Consider the following 15,522-nt stretch of genomic DNA (forward strand, 5'->3'; position numbering starts at 1 on the left):
CATTGTCCAATAGCCGCGGGTAACCCGGCCTGGATGCAATGACGGTTGTCCTCTCTGCAAATCCAGCAAAACGTACTTTTCCTGTTCATAGCTTGTTAATTGTAAACTTCCTAATAGTAGCCCTAGTATACCCAATCCACCCTTATGTGACAAGAGGCATTGTGTCCGGGCGTAATCGTACGGTGAAAAAGAGCACGCCCAGCGCGAATACTCGCGCCACGGCCCTCTCCCCGTGCAGCAAGCCTAGCGGCCCAACCGCTCGTTCAGTCTCGCGATGACTTTCGCTTGGCCAAGCAGCACGATGGATTGGTTCAAGTCCGGTCCATGCGTCTGTCCGGTCAACGCGGCACGGATAGGCATAAACAGCTGTTTGCCTTTGAAGCCGGTATCCTTTTGCACTGTTTTAATGGAAGCCTTCACGCTACCTTCATCAAATGCCTCGGCTGGTGTTGCTTCTACTTGTGCGAGGAAAGCCGCAAGCACGACAGGCACCTGCTCTTCTGCAAGCACAGTTGTCGCTTCTTCTTCATCTTGGGCAGCCTCTTGGAAGAAAATCTCGGTATGCGGTACGATTTCCGCTGCATAACGCAGCTTGTCCTGGTACAACGCCACGAGACTGCTCACCCATGCGCGGCCAGCTTCATCCAATGGCTCAGATACGCGGCCAGCTTTAACCAAATGCGGCAGGCACATCTCGACGACGCGCGCCAGATCTGTTTTTTTCAAATATTCATTGTTCATCCAGCTCAGCTTCTGCGTATCGAATACGGCCGGGCTTTTGCTGAGGCGCTCAGCATTGAATACTTCAATCAATTGCTCACGGGTGAAAATCTCCTGCTCGCCTTCCGGCGACCAGCCGAGCAGCGTAATAAAGTTGAACATCGCCTCTGGCAAATAGCCTAGCGAATCGTATTGCTCAATGAATTGGATAATCGACTCATCGCGCTTGCTGAGCTTTTTGCGAGTTTCGTTAACGATCAGCGTCATATGACCAAAGCAAGGCGGCTCCCAGCCAAATGCTTCATAAATCATCAATTGGCGCGGCGTGTTGGAAATATGGTCTTCGCCCCGCAGCACGTGGCTAATTTTCATCAGGTGGTCATCCAGCGCAACGGCAAAATTGTACGTCGGGATGCCATCTTTTTTCACAATGACAAAATCGCCTGTTTCCGCCGTATCAAAGCTGATTTCACCTTTTACGACATCGTCAAATTTGTAGGTGCGGCCTTCCGGCACGCGGAAACGAATGCTTGGCACGCGGCCTTCTGCCTCAAATGCCGTGCGCTGCTCATCTGTCAGATTGCGATGCAGTCCGGAATAACGCGGCGTTTCGCCCCGGGCTGTCTGCTCCTCGCGCTCACGCTCCAGCTCCTCTTCGGTGCAGTAGCAGCGGTAAGCTAGGCCGCGATCCAGCAAATCCTGCCAATATTTTTCGTAAATATCAAGACGCTCCGTCTGACGGTAAGGACCGTAGTCGCCGCCAACGTCGATGCTTTCATCCCAGTCAATGCCGAGCCATTTCAAATAAGTGAGCTGGCTTTCTTCTCCGCCGGCAATATTGCGCTTCACATCCGTATCCTCGATGCGGATAATAAACTTTCCGCCCAAATTGCGGGCATACAAATAATTAAATAAGGCCGTTCTTGCATTGCCAATATGCAGATGCCCCGTCGGCGACGGTGCGTATCGTACGCGAATTTCTTGTGTCATTGGTAAATCGCCCCTCCCTAGTCGCTTGCAGCCTTGCGCTTTTAGTACTGCCAAACTCGTAAGATAAGTAAGGTGAAAAAGAGTCTGCGCTGCGCGAAAAGAGCTTGCTTCCGATCGCCATTACCCCTGAGTTTCCTTGAATTAACCGGCTAGGCCGTTGAAACTTAAGGGTAAAAGCATAAGCTTACGATGCTGCTTTCCTACGGAAAGCTTTAAACGAACGCTATCGCTTCTCCAGCAACCCCTTTTCTCTCCACTACGACTTTTTCACCCTACTTCTTACATCCTTGCAGTAAATCAGCTATTACTAAGCTTTCCTTAAAAAAACCTGCTGCGTTTCCTAAATATAACCTTCGCCTTGCCTTGAACAAAATGCTTTTGCTATATCTTTAGCAAAATACTTTAGGACATGTATGCCAACGTAAGCAAGCCACATAATAATCTTGATTGATTATAGCATCAAACATGAACAGGAGCCTGCGTATCGAAAGTCAGCTTCATGCCATAGGCATTAGGCGGACACAGCAGCCGCTATTACAGCCGAAACACGGGTTATGGCAGGACGCGGACTCAGAAGACGCTAATGTGCTCCCGATCGTTATTTTGACAGGAAAATCAAGGGCATAACGGATTTCCTGTCCGCTTAAGACCTCAAATCCTCTCAAAAGCCAGAATAGCGCAACCTCAGTCCTCAAGGTGAAACGGCTTTCGCTGTCAATTGGCGGCGTGGCGCGTTTCATTCCGAGAAATAGAGAGAAAGTATGGCAAAATCATATACTTTCCTATATTTCAAGCGTAACGGCTGTCGCCAGCCTCTGGCGGCAAAGCTACCTATGCATGAGTATCCGGATTCTGGTTTGCATACACACCCTAGATAAACCAACAGCGTGAAGAAGTCTTTTCCCATCCCAGCTCTCAAAAATTATTGCGATTATATCACATCTTTAATCAGGCAAACAACGGATTGTGCCGCAATTCCTTCGCCACGTCCAGTGAAGCCGAGCTGCTCCGTCGTCGTCGCCTTCACATTCACCTGGGACACATCTGCCTCCAAGGCGCCTGCGATAATTTCCGCCATTTGCGGAATAAAGGGCAGCATCTTGGGACGTTGTGCAATAATGGTCGAGTCAATGTTTCCCAGCTTATAGCCGCGCTCCTTGACGAGTCCCCAAATATGTACAAGCAGCTTCAAGCTGTCCGCATCCTTGAACTCAGGGTCCGTATCGGGAAAATGCTTCCCGATATCGCCCAGCGCCAATGCGCCCAAAATCGCATCGGTAATCGCATGCAGCAGCACGTCGGCATCGGAATGCCCTAGCAGCCCTTTTTCATATGGAATGGTTACACCGCCGATAATGCACGGCCTTCCTTCTACCAATTGATGAACGTCAAAGCCTTGTCCTACACGAATCATAGTCAGCGTTCCCCTCTCTCCCGCTTTGCGAGCAAAAACTCCGCCCATGGCAAGTCCTCAGGCGTCGTAATTTTTATATTTGTATAATCGCCTTCCGCAACGGCAACCGGTGCGCCCATTCGCTCGACAACCATCGCGTCGTCCGTCCCCAGAAAACCCTCTGCATGGGCCTGCTCATGCGCACGCACAAGCAGTTCACGACGAAAAGCCTGCGGCGTTTGAATCGCCCACAAGCTTCGGCGGTCAGGCGTCGATACGATCAAGCCGTTATCGCCCACCTGTTTAATCGTATCCTTCACTGGTACTGCCAGCACAGCCGCGCCTTCACGCTCCGCCACAGAGCAGCAGGCGCCGACCGCAGCTGCCGTCACAAGCGGCCGCACGCCATCATGCACCATGACCCACTCTATAGCAGGTGAAAGCGCCTGAATGCCGCTATACACCGAATGCTGCCTTTCGCTGCCGCCTGCAACAACTGCCTTCACCTTGGCAATGCCAAAGCGGTTGACCAGCTCTTCCACGCGCCCCACATCATCAGCGCCGACAACGACGATAATTTCAGCAAGGTTATCAAGCGAAGCAAACAGCTCAAGCGTATGTACAACAATCGGCTTGCCCTGCATTTCCAGGTACTGCTTGCTTTCTTTTGTCCCCATTCGCGAACCGCGTCCGGCCGCGACGACGACAACTCCCCATTTTGCCCCCATGTCGTATTCCCCTCAAATCTGTGTGCCGGTATTGTATCCCCTCTATCATACCTTTTTTACTGTGCTTTTTCCAACAGCTTCGGCTTGGCGAAAATCATCCGTCCCGCAGATGTTTGCAGCACGCTCGTTACAAGCACTTCCATCGTTGTGCCGATATATTCGCGTCCGCCTTCTACTACGATCATCGTGCCATCGTCGAGATAAGCGACACCCTGTCCATGCTCCTTGCCGTCCTTAATGACCTGCACAATAATTTCTTCACCCGGCAGCACAACTGGCTTCACCGCATTCGCCAAATCGTTAATGTTGAGTACAGATACGCCTTGCAGCTCGCACACCTTATTCAGGTTAAAATCATTCGTTACCACTTTGCCATGCAGCGCCTTGGCCAGCTTCACCAGCTTGCTGTCCACCTCGCTGATTTCCTCGAAATCTCCTTCATAGATAAGCACGCGCACATCAAGCTCTTTCTGGATTTTGTTCAAAATATCCAGCCCCCGGCGGCCGCGGTTGCGCTTGAGTAAGTCCGAAGAATCGGCAATATGCTGCAGCTCCTCCAGCACAAATTCAGGAATAACCAGCGTTCCCTCAATAAAGCCGGTTTTGCAAATGTCGGCGATCCGCCCATCAATAATAACGCTCGTATCCAAAATCTTATGCTCCTCGAACCCGCTAGTCTCATCGATAGCAGGGGCCGCTTTGCGCTGGTTCCACAGCTCAATCAGCTTTTCCGTCAGCTCATCCCGCTTGTTCCAAGCAATGCGCACGCCCAGATAGCCGAAGAACAGCGCCATAATGGCCGGCAGCATAACACCTACGCCTCCAATGTCCGACACCGCCGGGTACAACAGCACCGACAGCAGCAGCCCTACGAACAATCCTGCTGCACTAGCAAGCAAATCCTTGACCGGCATAGCCGAAGTCTGCTCCGCTCCACGCTGCATTAAACGAATGAGCGGATTTGCTGCCAAGGTCGCGAGAATGACCCCGCACAATGCGCCGATTCCGACATTCATGTAATAAGTGCCGGAATGCTCAAGCATCCCAATAGATGGCTCAGCCCATAATCCCGATAAACTGGTCATGCTGTGAAGCTCGCGTCCTGCCATTGCACCTAACATTATTCCAATTAATTGAATGATACGTCTTACCATATTCATCCACCTCCATTACAATTATGTTCCAATTGGGAACACTCTAACCGTCAAAGGTGAATGATTTTTCATTTTGAAATGCGGACCAAGTAAGCTTATAATGGAAACAAGATCAGAAGTTGCTAAAGTTGATGAAAGAGGTGTAACCGATGAGCGCACCAACATTGGATCAATTTCAACAGCAAGTATCCGAGTTACTGCTAAGGCATCGGAGCCTGCTAGATGTGATGTCAAAGTTTGGGCAGGCTGGAACGTCCGTCAATCGTGCGGTAACGAAAGCCGTGACCGACTGCGGCTGCATTGAGCTTGCTGCCCGCAAGCAGCATTATTCCGATGAGCCGAATCTTACCAACGCGAAAGAAACGCTGCAAAGCCACCTTTCTGGCGAGCTGTGCGAGAACTGCCGCGATGTGCTTAAGGCCGACCTCGGACGCAATCTGTTCTACATGACCGCGATGTGCAATCTGCTGGATATCCAGCTGGACGAAGTCATCGCCGATGAGTATGACAAATGCTCAACGCTCGGCCTATTTAATTTAACGTAAAGCGAATGCCTGCAAAGCCATTGCTACCTCAACATAATGATGCAAGATGCACAAGGTGAAATGGCTGTCGCCATCCTTTGGCGGCGCGGCGCATTTCAGTCCGAGAAATATAGAGAAAGTACGGGGAAATCATATACTTTCCTATATTTCAAGCGTAAACGGCTGTAGCCACCCTCTGGCGGCAAAGCCATTTCAACAAAAAAAAGCTGCAAACCACGTTTACATGGTTTACAGCTTTTTTGATGTTTCCTGTTTACTTATGAAAAATGCTTCTGAGCTAGCTGCATACTAGGCAATCGTCTCCGACTGCACCTGCTCTTCACTCAGCTCTACATGCTTGTTTTTACGTCTGCGCGGCTTAATGCGCCGATCAACGTTTTTTTTTAAGCCCCACAGCGCATATAGCAAAAGCGGGATGAAAATCAGCTTCGACAAATATTGATTGAACCAAATACCGATTACGAGCGAGAATACGACGATAATCGGCACGACCCAAATCGCACTCTTCGGAATGCCAATTTTCTTGAAGTTCGGGTAACGAACCGTGCTCACCATAAGAATGGAAAGAACGAGCGTGCTGATTAACAGCACAATAACCGAAATATCATTTTTGAAAAGAGCTAGCGTTGCCAAAACACCACCAGCTGCTGGAATCGGCAGCCCGATGAAATAACCGCTCGGCGTCTTCGTTACGACATTAAATCTCGCCAGGCGCAAAGCTCCGCAAATCGGAAATAACGCGGTAATAATCCAAGCCACTGCTGTATTTAAATCCTGAAAAGCGACGACATACATAATGAACGCTGGAGCGACTCCGAAGGAAATGACATCGGATAACGAATCGAGCTCCTTGCCGAATTCGCTCTGTGCATTAAGCGCACGTGCCACTCTGCCATCTACGCCATCAAGCAGCATTGCGATAATAACCATCATCGCTGCAATTTCAGGTTTCTCATTAAACACCATAATAATGGCGATTACGCCAAGAAACAAATTCCCCACCGTGAAAAGGCTCGGTATTGACTTTATAATCATCTGTTCCACCTCTTCTCTACTATGCCCTAAGACCAAATACTAATGTATGATGATCGGGCCGTTCACATTCCATCAATTGTATGGGATTTAGATTTGCCTGTCAATGAACATTTGATCCTGAATCCGTTTCAAACCTTCCTTGATCGCCCTCGCCCGAACTTCCCCAATTCCGTCAACATCATCCAATTCGCCGATGGTCGCCATCATAATATGCGGCAGTCTGGCGAAGCGCTCAATCAAATTATTCATAATAATGAGCGGCAAACGCGGGATTTTGTTCAACAAGCGGAAGCCGCGCGGGGAAATAGCTTCTTCTGCCATGGAACCGGTATGCGGGTAGCCAAGAAGCCGGATAATCGGCGAAGCGTCCAGCAGCTCATCCGAGCTCAGTTTTTTCATCGCGAGCCGGATTTCCCGGATTTTCTCATCTGAATTATCTTTCGCATAATCCTTAAGCAAATACCAAGCATCCTCATCTACACCGTCGACCAGCTCTTCCAGCTGCATCGCAATGAGGCGTCCTTCCGTTCCCAGCTCGGTCACATAACGCTTGATTTCCATTTTGACACGCAGCACCATCTCTACCCGCTGCACGACATGGGCAACCTCTTGCAAGGTGACCAGCTCTTCGAACTCAAGCACAGACAAATTTTTGAACGATTGGCCCAGCACCGCCTTATATTTTTCCAGCGTCTGAATCGCCTGATTCGCTTTTGTCAAAATGTTGCCCATTTCCTTGAGCGCATACCGCAAATTGCCTTGATACAGCGTAATAATATTGCGGCGCTGCGATATGGATACGACGAGCTTGCCCGTCTGCTTGCCGACCCGCTCCGCGGTACGGTGGCGGATTCCCGTCTCAATCGACGGAATGGAGCTGTTCGGAATAAGCTGCGTGTTGGCATACAAAATCCGCCGCATATCCTCGCTCAAAATAATTGCGCCATCCATCTTTGCAAGCTCATACAAATAGTTGGGCGAGAAATCGCAATTGATGGAAAAACCTCCATCTACAACTTCCATTACCTCAGGACTGTATCCGACAACGATTAATGCTCCAGTCTTCGCCCGCAGCACGTTCTCTAAGCCGTCACGGAACGGGGTACCGGGCGCGACTAGCTGCAAAAGCTGGTTCATCGTTTCTAGCTGGCTCTGTTCCTTCATCATCTTCCCCCTATCCTAGTGCTGCCGAGAGCGCTTCCGCTACGGTGTTTACACCAATAATCTCAATGGATGCCGGAGGCTTCCAGCCCTTCAGGCTTTTCTCCGGCATAATAACACGTTTGAAGCCCAGCTTCTCGGCTTCCTTTACCCGCTGCTCAGCCCGCGAGACAGCACGTACCTCGCCCGTCAATCCAACTTCCCCGAACACAACATCGTAAGGTCTCGTTGGCGCATCCCGAAAGCTCGAAGCGAGACATACCGCTGCTGCTAAATCAACGGCTGGCTCATCGAGCTTAATGCCGCCTGCGACATTTAAATAAGCATCCTGCGTCTGGAGAAACATGCCGTTGCGCTTCTCAAGCACTGCAATGATCAGCGCCATGCGATGATGGTCAAGCCCGGCCGTCATACGGCGCGGCGAAGGGAAATTAGTCGTCGCCACCAGCGCCTGCAATTCCACCAATACAGGACGGGTTCCCTCCATGCTTGCTACAACAATAGAACCTGCTACGCCAAGCGGGCGCTCTGATAAAAACAGCTCAGAAGGATTCAGCACCTCACGCAAGCCTTCCTCGCCCATTTCAAAAATTCCGATCTCATTCGTCGACCCAAACCGGTTTTTAACCGCGCGCAGCAGCCTGTAGGTATGATGGCGCTCACCTTCAAAATACAATACGCAATCGACCATATGCTCCAGCATCCGCGGTCCGGCGATGGCGCCTTCCTTCGTCACATGCCCGACCAGCACCGTTGCAATCCCTTTGATTTTGGCGACTCGCATGAAATGCGCGGTGCATTCCCGAACCTGAGATACGCTGCCCGGCGCTGATTGCACACCCGGATCATAAACCGTCTGGATGGAGTCAATAACGAGAAAATCGGGGTCCACCGATTCAATCGCCTCGTTAATATGATCCATGTTCGTTTCGCAAAGCACATACAAGGACTCCGTCAGCGCACCAAGCCGATCCGCTCTTAATCTTGTCTGCCGCACCGATTCCTCACCTGAAATATAGAGAACCTTCAATCCCTTCGTTGCCAGTGCATGCGAGGTTTGCAGCAGCAGCGTGGATTTTCCGATACCGGGGTCGCCCCCTACCAGCAAAAGGGAGCCCGGCACAACGCCCCCGCCAAGTACGCGGTTCAGCTCCTTCAAGCTCGTTTCAATGCGCGGTTCCTTCCCGCTCTCTATATGTATGATCGACTGTGGCTTTTCTTTCGTTTGCGCAACACGCAAACCGACTCCCTGCGTCTTGACAACGGTTTCCTTCTCTTCAATCATGGAATTCCATGACTGGCACCCTGGGCATTTGCCCATCCACTTAGGCGACTCTGTTCCACATTCATTGCATACGAATTTCGTTTTTATTTTTGCCATGTCCGGCTCCTTTTACTAAAAACACTATCATTAAAAGTTTACCATTTAATGTGGATTGTATAAACCCCTACTTCCTTATACAGCAAGAAAGTTCCCTGTCATCCACAAGAGGAAGAAGGGAACTTTCTGAAAAAGACAACCTATACACGCTATCGTTTAAGCTTGGATAGCCGCTTGCCGCGCCACAATAACCCGGTGCGTTGAAAGCTGGGAGCCCAGCATAATGACTTCATTTTGCTGACTTTTGCAGCCTTCTCCTGCTTTCGTTTGACGATGCGCATGTGCCTGACGGAAGGAGTCGCTGTTGACCCAGCCTTCAAACGACGCTTTATTTTCCCATGTTGTGCCGACTCTCAGCTCATCATAGTCCACCAAGTTTTCCATAAGCAGCACTTCCATCCGGATAAAGCCGGGAGAAAGCTCAATTCCCTTCGTATGCTGGAACCGCTCGGCTACGGCTTCCCCGTGCCCTTTTTTCACTTTAATGGTGTTCGTGACCACGATCATGATGTTACTCCTCCTATCAAGCCTGAAGGCTTTCCAAATAAGCATAAACCAAGCGCGATTCCTCGCCACCCATCTTGGCGTGAACGATGAGTGGAATTCCATGCGGGCCAATGGCATCTTTCGCCGCGGGGTCGTCTCTTAAAATCGCATGAACCACTTCCAGCTTGCCTAACATCGCAGCAGCAAAAAGATCCAGCCTTGCTCCACGCTCCAGCAAATACAGCGCAATATCCCTGCGCCCGACATGAGCGGCTGCGCCTAGCGCATTTTCCCAATCGCCATCGCCCCAGTCACAGGAAGCGTGCAGCAGCTCGGGCTCTTCACTCAGCATTTGCTTTACCTTGTCAAAATCCATGTGTGCAGCTCTAACGAACTGCTTAATATAATCATTTGATAAATATGACGCCTCTTCAGCCGTTATTCTGGCAGCATGCAAACCCATCCTTATTACCGCCTTCCGTCATCTGTTCCAGTCTTCGCCATTGTATATGAAAGAGTGTATGTTCAAAGTAATGTCTACTCTTATAAGATACACGATAATGATTCTCATTGTCAAATAAAAATGAATGAAGATTGTCTGTTTAAGGCATAAAAAAAGCTTCCAGAATCCGTCAAGTTCACGGGTTCTGGAAGCTTTCTATTTTTGTGCCTAGCTGCATAAAGCTAGCTCGCCGGATGCGCGGATAAGCTGTAATCAGCTGTGCAGCATCCTCACTTTTTGATTATGATTTAGCTGCCGGCTCTTCGGACGCTTTCTCCAAATCAAGAGGCTCCGATTTGGTTACCGTCAACGCGCCATCCTTCTCATCAATCGTGAAGCGGTCGCCTTTTTGAATGTTGCCAACGAGCAATTCCTCGGACAAACGGTCTTCGATATGCTTCTGAATCGCACGGCGCAATGGACGAGCACCATACTGCGGATCGAAGCCTTCTTTCGCGAGGAACGCCTTCGCCGTATCGGTCAGCAAGAAGTCTACATCTTGCTCACGCAGACGTTTGCGCAAATCGTCGGACATCAAAGTGACGATTTCGGCGATATGCTCTTGCTCCAGCGAGTGGAACACGATCGTTTCGTCGATCCGGTTCAGAAACTCCGGACGGAAGCTCTTTTTGAGCTCAGCCATTACTTTATCCTTCATTTGAATGAAGTCACGGCCAGCGTCGTGAACCGCTGTGAAGCCCAGCGAAGAATTCCGTTTAATTTGATCCGCGCCCACGTTCGACGTCATAATGATCAGCGTATTGCGGAAATCGACTACACGTCCTTTAGAATCAGTCAGACGGCCATCTTCCAGCACTTGCAGCAAAATGTTGAATACTTCTGGATGGGCTTTCTCAATCTCATCGAGCAATACTACCGAATACGGCTTACGGCGTACTTTCTCGGTCAATTGACCGCCTTCCTCATAACCAACATATCCCGGAGGCGCCCCAACGAGACGGGAAGTCGAATGCTTCTCCATATATTCCGACATATCGATGCGGATAATCGCATTTTCATCGCCGAACATCGCTTCTGCAAGCGCACGTGCAAGCTCGGTTTTACCTACACCAGTTGGACCGAGGAAAATGAATGAACCCATCGGACGCTTCGGATCCTTCAGGCCAGCACGAGCACGGCGCATAGCGCGCGATACCGCTTTGACTGCTTCTTCCTGTCCGATGACACGGCCGTGAAGAATGGATTCCATTTTCAGCAGACGCTCGGTTTCTTCCTCTGCCAGCTTGCTTACCGGAATGCCGGTCCAGCTCGCTACTACCTGTGCAATATCCTCAGGTGTCACTTCGGAATCGGTACGTCCTTGTTTTTCTTTCCATTGATTTTTCGTGATATCGAGCTCTTCACGCATCTTCTGCTCGGTATCGCGAAGCGCAGCCGCTTTCTCAAACTCCTGGCTTTGAACAGCGGAGTCTTTCTCCTTGCGGATATCCTCCAGACGGTTTTCCAGCTGCTTGAGGTTCGGCGGAATCGTATATGAGTTGAGGCGAACTTTCGAGCCCGCTTCATCAATTAGGTCAATCGCTTTATCCGGCAGGAAACGATCCGTAATGTAGCGGTCGGACAGCTTAACAGCTTGAACAATCGCTTCATCCGTAATTTTCACCCGGTGATGGGCTTCATAACGATCGCGCAGGCCGTACAAAATTTGTACCGCTTCTTCCGGCGAAGGCTGATCTACCGTAATCGGTTGGAAACGGCGCTCCAGCGCAGCATCCTTCTCGATGTATTTGCGGTATTCATCCAGCGTAGTCGCACCGATACATTGCAGCTCGCCCCGTGCTAGTGCCGGCTTCAAAATATTCGAAGCATCAATCGCGCCCTCAGCTCCACCTGCACCGATCAGCGTATGCAGCTCATCGATGAAGAGGATGATATTGCCGGCCTGGCGGATTTCATCCATAATTTTTTTCAAGCGGTCCTCAAACTCACCGCGATATTTCGTACCAGCTACGACAGAGCCCATATCGAGCGTCATTACGCGTTTGTCGCGCAGCGTTTCTGGAATTTCGTTTGCAATAATTTTTTGCGCCAGTCCTTCGGCTATCGCCGTTTTACCAACGCCGGGTTCCCCGATGAGAACCGGATTGTTTTTCGTCCGGCGGCTAAGCACCTGAATAACGCGCTCGATTTCTTTACTGCGGCCAATAACCGGATCGAGATTGCCTTCTTTAGCGAAGGAGGTCAAATCGCGGGCAAGTCCGTCCAACGTTGGCGTGCTCACATTTGATGGAGCGCCATGGTTGCTGGAGATGGCTTCGCTGCTGCCAAGCAATTGCAGCACTTGCTGGCGTGCTTTATTCAAGCTGATGCCGAGATTGTTCAGCACGCGGGCTGCAACCCCTTCTCCTTCACGAATGAGTCCGAGCAAAATATGCTCCGTACCCACATACGTATGGCCCAGCTTTCTCGCTTCATCCATAGAGAGCTCAATGACCTTTTTCGCACGTGGCGTATAGGCAATATTCGTCGGCTGCTCCTGGCCTCTTCCGATCAAAGCCTCAACCTCATCCTGGATTTTCTCTAGGCCCAGGCCAAGTCCAATCAGCGCTTTCGCGGCGATGCCTTCCCCTTCACGAATCAATCCAAGTAAAATATGCTCTGTACCAATATTGTTATGTCCAAGACGAACTGCTTCTTCCTGCGCCAATGCAAGCACCTTCTGTGCCCGTTCCGTAAATCTTCCGAACATCATCGTTACGCACCCCCATGTTCCATTTGACTTCGCAACTGCTTGCGAATAAGTTCTGCCCGGCGATAATCCCGCTGCTCCGCATTCATCGTTTCCTTAAATACTTGCTGCAAGAAGCCAGGCTGCGTCATAATCATTAATTCATTCATGACTTGAGGCGTTATATTATCCAGCAATCCCAAATCAACGCCCAACCTTACATCTGAAAGCCGCTGTGCTGCTTCCTTCGTATCCATAATAGCCGCATAGGATAAAATCCCATAAGACCGCTTTACTCTATCTTCAATGCGTAGCTTAGACTCAGCTAGGAGCCTTATTCGAGCTGCTTTCTCATGCTCAATAATTTGTTTAGCTACGCTGTACAAGTTCTCAATAATCTCCGGTTCAGATTGACCGAGTGTAATTTGGTTCGAGATTTGAAACACATTGCCTAGCGCTTCGCTGCCTTCCCCATACAATCCGCGAACCGCGAGCCCTACCTGCGTGACCGCCTGCAAAATCCGATTGATTTGCGATGATAGCACAAGTGCCGGCAAATGCACCATAATGGATACGCGAATGCCTGTTCCAACGTTGGTCGGGCATGTCGTTAAATAACCGCGTTTCTCATCAAAAGCATATTCGGTCTCCGCCTCAAAAATATCATCGATCCGATTCGCCAGCGTCCAAGCTTCCTGAATTTGAAAACCCGGATACAGACATTGAATTCGCAGATGGTCTTCTTCATTAATCATAATGCTCACCGATTCATTATCGCTGAGGATGAAGGCTCCGCCTCGAGATTCATTAGCCAGATTAGGGCTGATCAAATGCTTTTCAACCAATACACGCTTCTCCAGCTCCGTAAGATCGGATAACACGATCGTATCAAAATGACCGATAGGCTCAAGCTTTCCAGATGCCCCGATAGCAGCCAGCTGCTCCATAACCTCAAGCGACTGCTCCTTCGTAGCCAGCAACGGAAACGGATGATGGTTTAAATTTCTGGCAATGCGTATTCGGCTGCTGATGACGATATCTGACTCGGGACCATCCCCTTTCATCCAATCGCTTAACGCTTGCTCAGAAAAACGACGACTCTTCAAGAGGTATCCTCCTTACTTCACGACTTACAGCTCTGCTATTTTACGCTCAAGCTCACGAATACGATCCCTGATTTGAGCCGCACTTTCAAATTCTTCTTGCTCAATACGATCATACAGCTCGCGTCTGAGCTGATCAAGTTCTCGTTTATTTTGCAATTGCCCTCCGGAGCGTTTCGGAATTTTCCCCGTATGCACCGTACTACCATGTACCCTTTTGAGCAGCGGATCTAACTTATCTGAAAAATGTTTGTAGCAGGCGCTGCAGCCAAAGCGTCCGATCTTGCTGAACTGTGCATAAGTGAATCCGCATTCGTCACAGCGTATGACCGGGCAAGGCTTCGTCCCTGCTGAACCCGATGTTCCAGATGGATCAAAATCAAGCAGACCCGACAGCAAGCTGTGGATAGAGAAGCCATTCGCCGTTCCCGGAATGCCTTCACCCCGTTCACGCGCACAAGCTTCACAAATGTGAAACTCTGTCTTCTCTCCACCGACAATCTTCGTAAAATGAAGCGTTGCCGGCTTCTTGCCGCATTCCTGACAAATCAAGACAAATCACCCCTTTCCATGCACTTACGCACGGTAAAGTTATTTAACCAGAAGCGATATAAGCATCGCTCTTAGCAAACGGGCCCTTACCTCATCACGCAGCGGGAGCTTGACCGCAATCGTTTCCCGATCAATCGCTGCCCGCAGCAGCTGTGCTTCGCGCTTCGTCACCAACAGCGCTTCTTCAAGCTGATAAATCAGCCCTTCCGCCACGCTCTGCTCCACGCAATCTCCAATCGTCTGCCGAATATGAAATTGAATCGTCTGCAAGGCTGGCAGCTCTACCCGTTGAATCCGGACATAACCTCCGCCTCCACGCTTCGATTCAACCATGTAACCCTTCTCCAGCGTAAAACGTGTACTAATAACGTAATTAATCTGGGAAGGGACGCACGAGAACTTCTCAGCCAGCTCATTGCGCTGTATTTCTACCGAGCCTTCCGTGCTTTCCTGCAGCATATTCTTTAAATACTGTTCAATGAGATCGGAAATGTTTCGCATATCACCAACCTCCCTGGTACTGCATGGAGCACAAGCTTACGCTTATTCATATGCAGTTCCAACTGACTTTGACTTTCTTTGACTTTAACTTTATTATACGCAAAATTTAAGAAAGGTCAAGAGATGGAATCTTAATTTTCTGACTATTCATCCACAAGCATTTATACACAAGGCTACTACCTAGCATGATGCGAAAAAGCACTATTTATACCCGACCAGCGTAGATCGGACCTATTTATAAACAGGCTGTGCATAAAAAGTGAACGAATGTGCATAACTCGTGTTTACATTATGTTCATATAAGGCTAATTAAACTTACGCACATGTGAACAACCTTGCGAATAGGTACTTATTCTTTCCACAAAAAAATACTATGCCCCTCATCCACGGCTGTAGATAAGTTGTGCACAGCATTTTCGCTATATGATTATGTATCAGTTTATAGGACAACAAAAAACCTGCCGCAATGATTGCGGCAGGCTTCTCGTGCTTGGCGACGTCCTACTCTCCCAGGACCCTGCGGTCCAAGTACCATCGGCGCTGGAGGGCTTAACGGTCGTGTTCGGGATGGGAACGCGTGGT

At 49.8% G+C, this 15,522-nt stretch carries 14 protein-coding genes and 1 rRNA gene; 1 reads left to right on the plus strand and 14 read right to left on the minus strand.

The window, feature by feature from the left end:
- Positions 1-243 precede the first annotated feature (243 nt).
- The 4 genes from gltX to AC6B99_RS30690 form a co-directional block, all read right to left on the minus strand.
- Complete coding sequence (gltX, locus tag AC6B99_RS30675) at positions 244-1,710, minus strand: glutamate--tRNA ligase (protein WP_496664941.1); 1,467 nt, start codon at positions 1,708-1,710, stop codon at positions 244-246.
- A 931-nt stretch (positions 1,711-2,641) separates the two neighbouring features.
- Positions 2,642-3,124, minus strand: a complete 483-nt coding sequence (ispF, locus tag AC6B99_RS30680; RefSeq protein WP_056035738.1) for a 2-C-methyl-D-erythritol 2,4-cyclodiphosphate synthase — start codon at positions 3,122-3,124, stop codon at positions 2,642-2,644.
- Positions 3,125-3,126: 2 nt separating this feature from the next.
- Positions 3,127-3,831, minus strand: a complete 705-nt coding sequence (gene ispD, locus AC6B99_RS30685; RefSeq protein WP_056035734.1) for a 2-C-methyl-D-erythritol 4-phosphate cytidylyltransferase — start codon at positions 3,829-3,831, stop codon at positions 3,127-3,129.
- Positions 3,832-3,887: 56 nt separating this feature from the next.
- Positions 3,888-4,985, minus strand: a complete 1,098-nt coding sequence (locus AC6B99_RS30690; protein ID WP_056035730.1) for a PIN/TRAM domain-containing protein — start codon at positions 4,983-4,985, stop codon at positions 3,888-3,890.
- 149 nt (positions 4,986-5,134) lie between these two features.
- Here AC6B99_RS30690 and AC6B99_RS30695 point away from each other — a divergent pair, with 149 nt between their 5' ends.
- On the plus strand, positions 5,135-5,530 hold the full coding sequence (locus AC6B99_RS30695) for a hypothetical protein (protein WP_056035726.1): 396 nt from the start codon (positions 5,135-5,137) through the stop codon (positions 5,528-5,530).
- Between the two features lie 288 nt (positions 5,531-5,818).
- Here the strand turns inward: AC6B99_RS30695 and pssA are convergent, their stop codons facing one another.
- From pssA to rrf, 10 genes are all read right to left on the minus strand, one after another.
- The gene (gene pssA / locus AC6B99_RS30700) at positions 5,819-6,565 is read right to left on the minus strand and encodes a CDP-diacylglycerol--serine O-phosphatidyltransferase (RefSeq protein WP_056035722.1); all 747 of its coding nucleotides are present in this window, start codon (positions 6,563-6,565) and stop codon (positions 5,819-5,821) included.
- A gap of 87 nt (positions 6,566-6,652) precedes the next feature.
- Entirely contained in the window at positions 6,653-7,729 is a 1,077-nt protein-coding gene (gene disA, locus AC6B99_RS30705; protein WP_056035719.1) for a DNA integrity scanning diadenylate cyclase DisA, read from the minus strand.
- 10 nt (positions 7,730-7,739) lie between these two features.
- Entirely contained in the window at positions 7,740-9,107 is a 1,368-nt protein-coding gene (radA, locus tag AC6B99_RS30710; RefSeq protein WP_046234195.1) for a DNA repair protein RadA, read from the minus strand.
- 156 nt (positions 9,108-9,263) lie between these two features.
- Positions 9,264-9,614, minus strand: coding sequence for an antibiotic biosynthesis monooxygenase (locus AC6B99_RS30715; RefSeq protein WP_056035716.1), 351 nt, complete (start codon positions 9,612-9,614; stop codon positions 9,264-9,266).
- Positions 9,615-9,630: 16 nt separating this feature from the next.
- Positions 9,631-10,056 (minus strand): hypothetical protein, encoded by a 426-nt coding sequence (locus AC6B99_RS30720; protein WP_056035714.1) that lies wholly within the window; start codon positions 10,054-10,056, stop codon positions 9,631-9,633.
- Positions 10,057-10,336: 280 nt separating this feature from the next.
- Positions 10,337-12,808 carry an ATP-dependent protease ATP-binding subunit ClpC gene (clpC, locus tag AC6B99_RS30725; RefSeq protein WP_056035710.1) on the minus strand — a complete coding sequence of 824 codons (2,472 nt, stop codon included), beginning with the start codon at positions 12,806-12,808 and terminating at the stop codon, positions 10,337-10,339.
- Between the two features lie 2 nt (positions 12,809-12,810).
- Positions 12,811-13,890, minus strand: a complete 1,080-nt coding sequence (gene mcsB / locus AC6B99_RS30730; protein WP_081418818.1) for a protein-arginine kinase McsB — start codon at positions 13,888-13,890, stop codon at positions 12,811-12,813.
- Between the two features lie 24 nt (positions 13,891-13,914).
- A complete protein-coding gene (gene mcsA / locus AC6B99_RS30735; protein WP_046234191.1) occupies positions 13,915-14,439 on the minus strand; it encodes a protein-arginine kinase activator protein McsA in 525 nt (174 codons plus the stop codon).
- Between the two features lie 39 nt (positions 14,440-14,478).
- Positions 14,479-14,940 carry a CtsR family transcriptional regulator gene (locus AC6B99_RS30740; RefSeq protein WP_056035708.1) on the minus strand — a complete coding sequence of 154 codons (462 nt, stop codon included), beginning with the start codon at positions 14,938-14,940 and terminating at the stop codon, positions 14,479-14,481.
- A gap of 488 nt (positions 14,941-15,428) precedes the next feature.
- Positions 15,429-15,522, minus strand: a 5S ribosomal RNA gene (gene rrf, locus AC6B99_RS30745); the annotation flags it as partial.

It is taken from the genome of Paenibacillus liaoningensis (assembly GCF_059609455.1).

Excerpts from the sequence above, each read along its gene's own strand:
- pssA (WP_056035722.1), bottom strand. The coding sequence starts at position 6,565 with ATGATTATAAAGTCAATACCGAGCCTTTTCACGGTGGGGAATTTGTTT.
- AC6B99_RS30740 (WP_056035708.1), bottom strand. The coding sequence starts at position 14,940 with ATGCGAAACATTTCCGATCTCATTGAACAGTATTTAAAGAATATGCTG.
- ispD (WP_056035734.1), bottom strand. The coding sequence starts at position 3,831 with ATGGGGGCAAAATGGGGAGTTGTCGTCGTCGCGGCCGGACGCGGTTCG.
- gltX (WP_496664941.1), bottom strand. The coding sequence starts at position 1,710 with ATGACACAAGAAATTCGCGTACGATACGCACCGTCGCCGACGGGGCAT.
- AC6B99_RS30695 (WP_056035726.1), top strand. The coding sequence starts at position 5,135 with ATGAGCGCACCAACATTGGATCAATTTCAACAGCAAGTATCCGAGTTA.
- AC6B99_RS30715 (WP_056035716.1), bottom strand. The coding sequence starts at position 9,614 with ATGATCGTGGTCACGAACACCATTAAAGTGAAAAAAGGGCACGGGGAA.
- ispF (WP_056035738.1), bottom strand. The coding sequence starts at position 3,124 with ATGATTCGTGTAGGACAAGGCTTTGACGTTCATCAATTGGTAGAAGGA.
- AC6B99_RS30720 (WP_056035714.1), bottom strand. The coding sequence starts at position 10,056 with ATGGGTTTGCATGCTGCCAGAATAACGGCTGAAGAGGCGTCATATTTA.
- radA (WP_046234195.1), bottom strand. The coding sequence starts at position 9,107 with ATGGCAAAAATAAAAACGAAATTCGTATGCAATGAATGTGGAACAGAG.
- clpC (WP_056035710.1), bottom strand. The coding sequence starts at position 12,808 with ATGATGTTCGGAAGATTTACGGAACGGGCACAGAAGGTGCTTGCATTG.
- disA (WP_056035719.1), bottom strand. The coding sequence starts at position 7,729 with ATGAAGGAACAGAGCCAGCTAGAAACGATGAACCAGCTTTTGCAGCTA.
- AC6B99_RS30690 (WP_056035730.1), bottom strand. The coding sequence starts at position 4,985 with ATGGTAAGACGTATCATTCAATTAATTGGAATAATGTTAGGTGCAATG.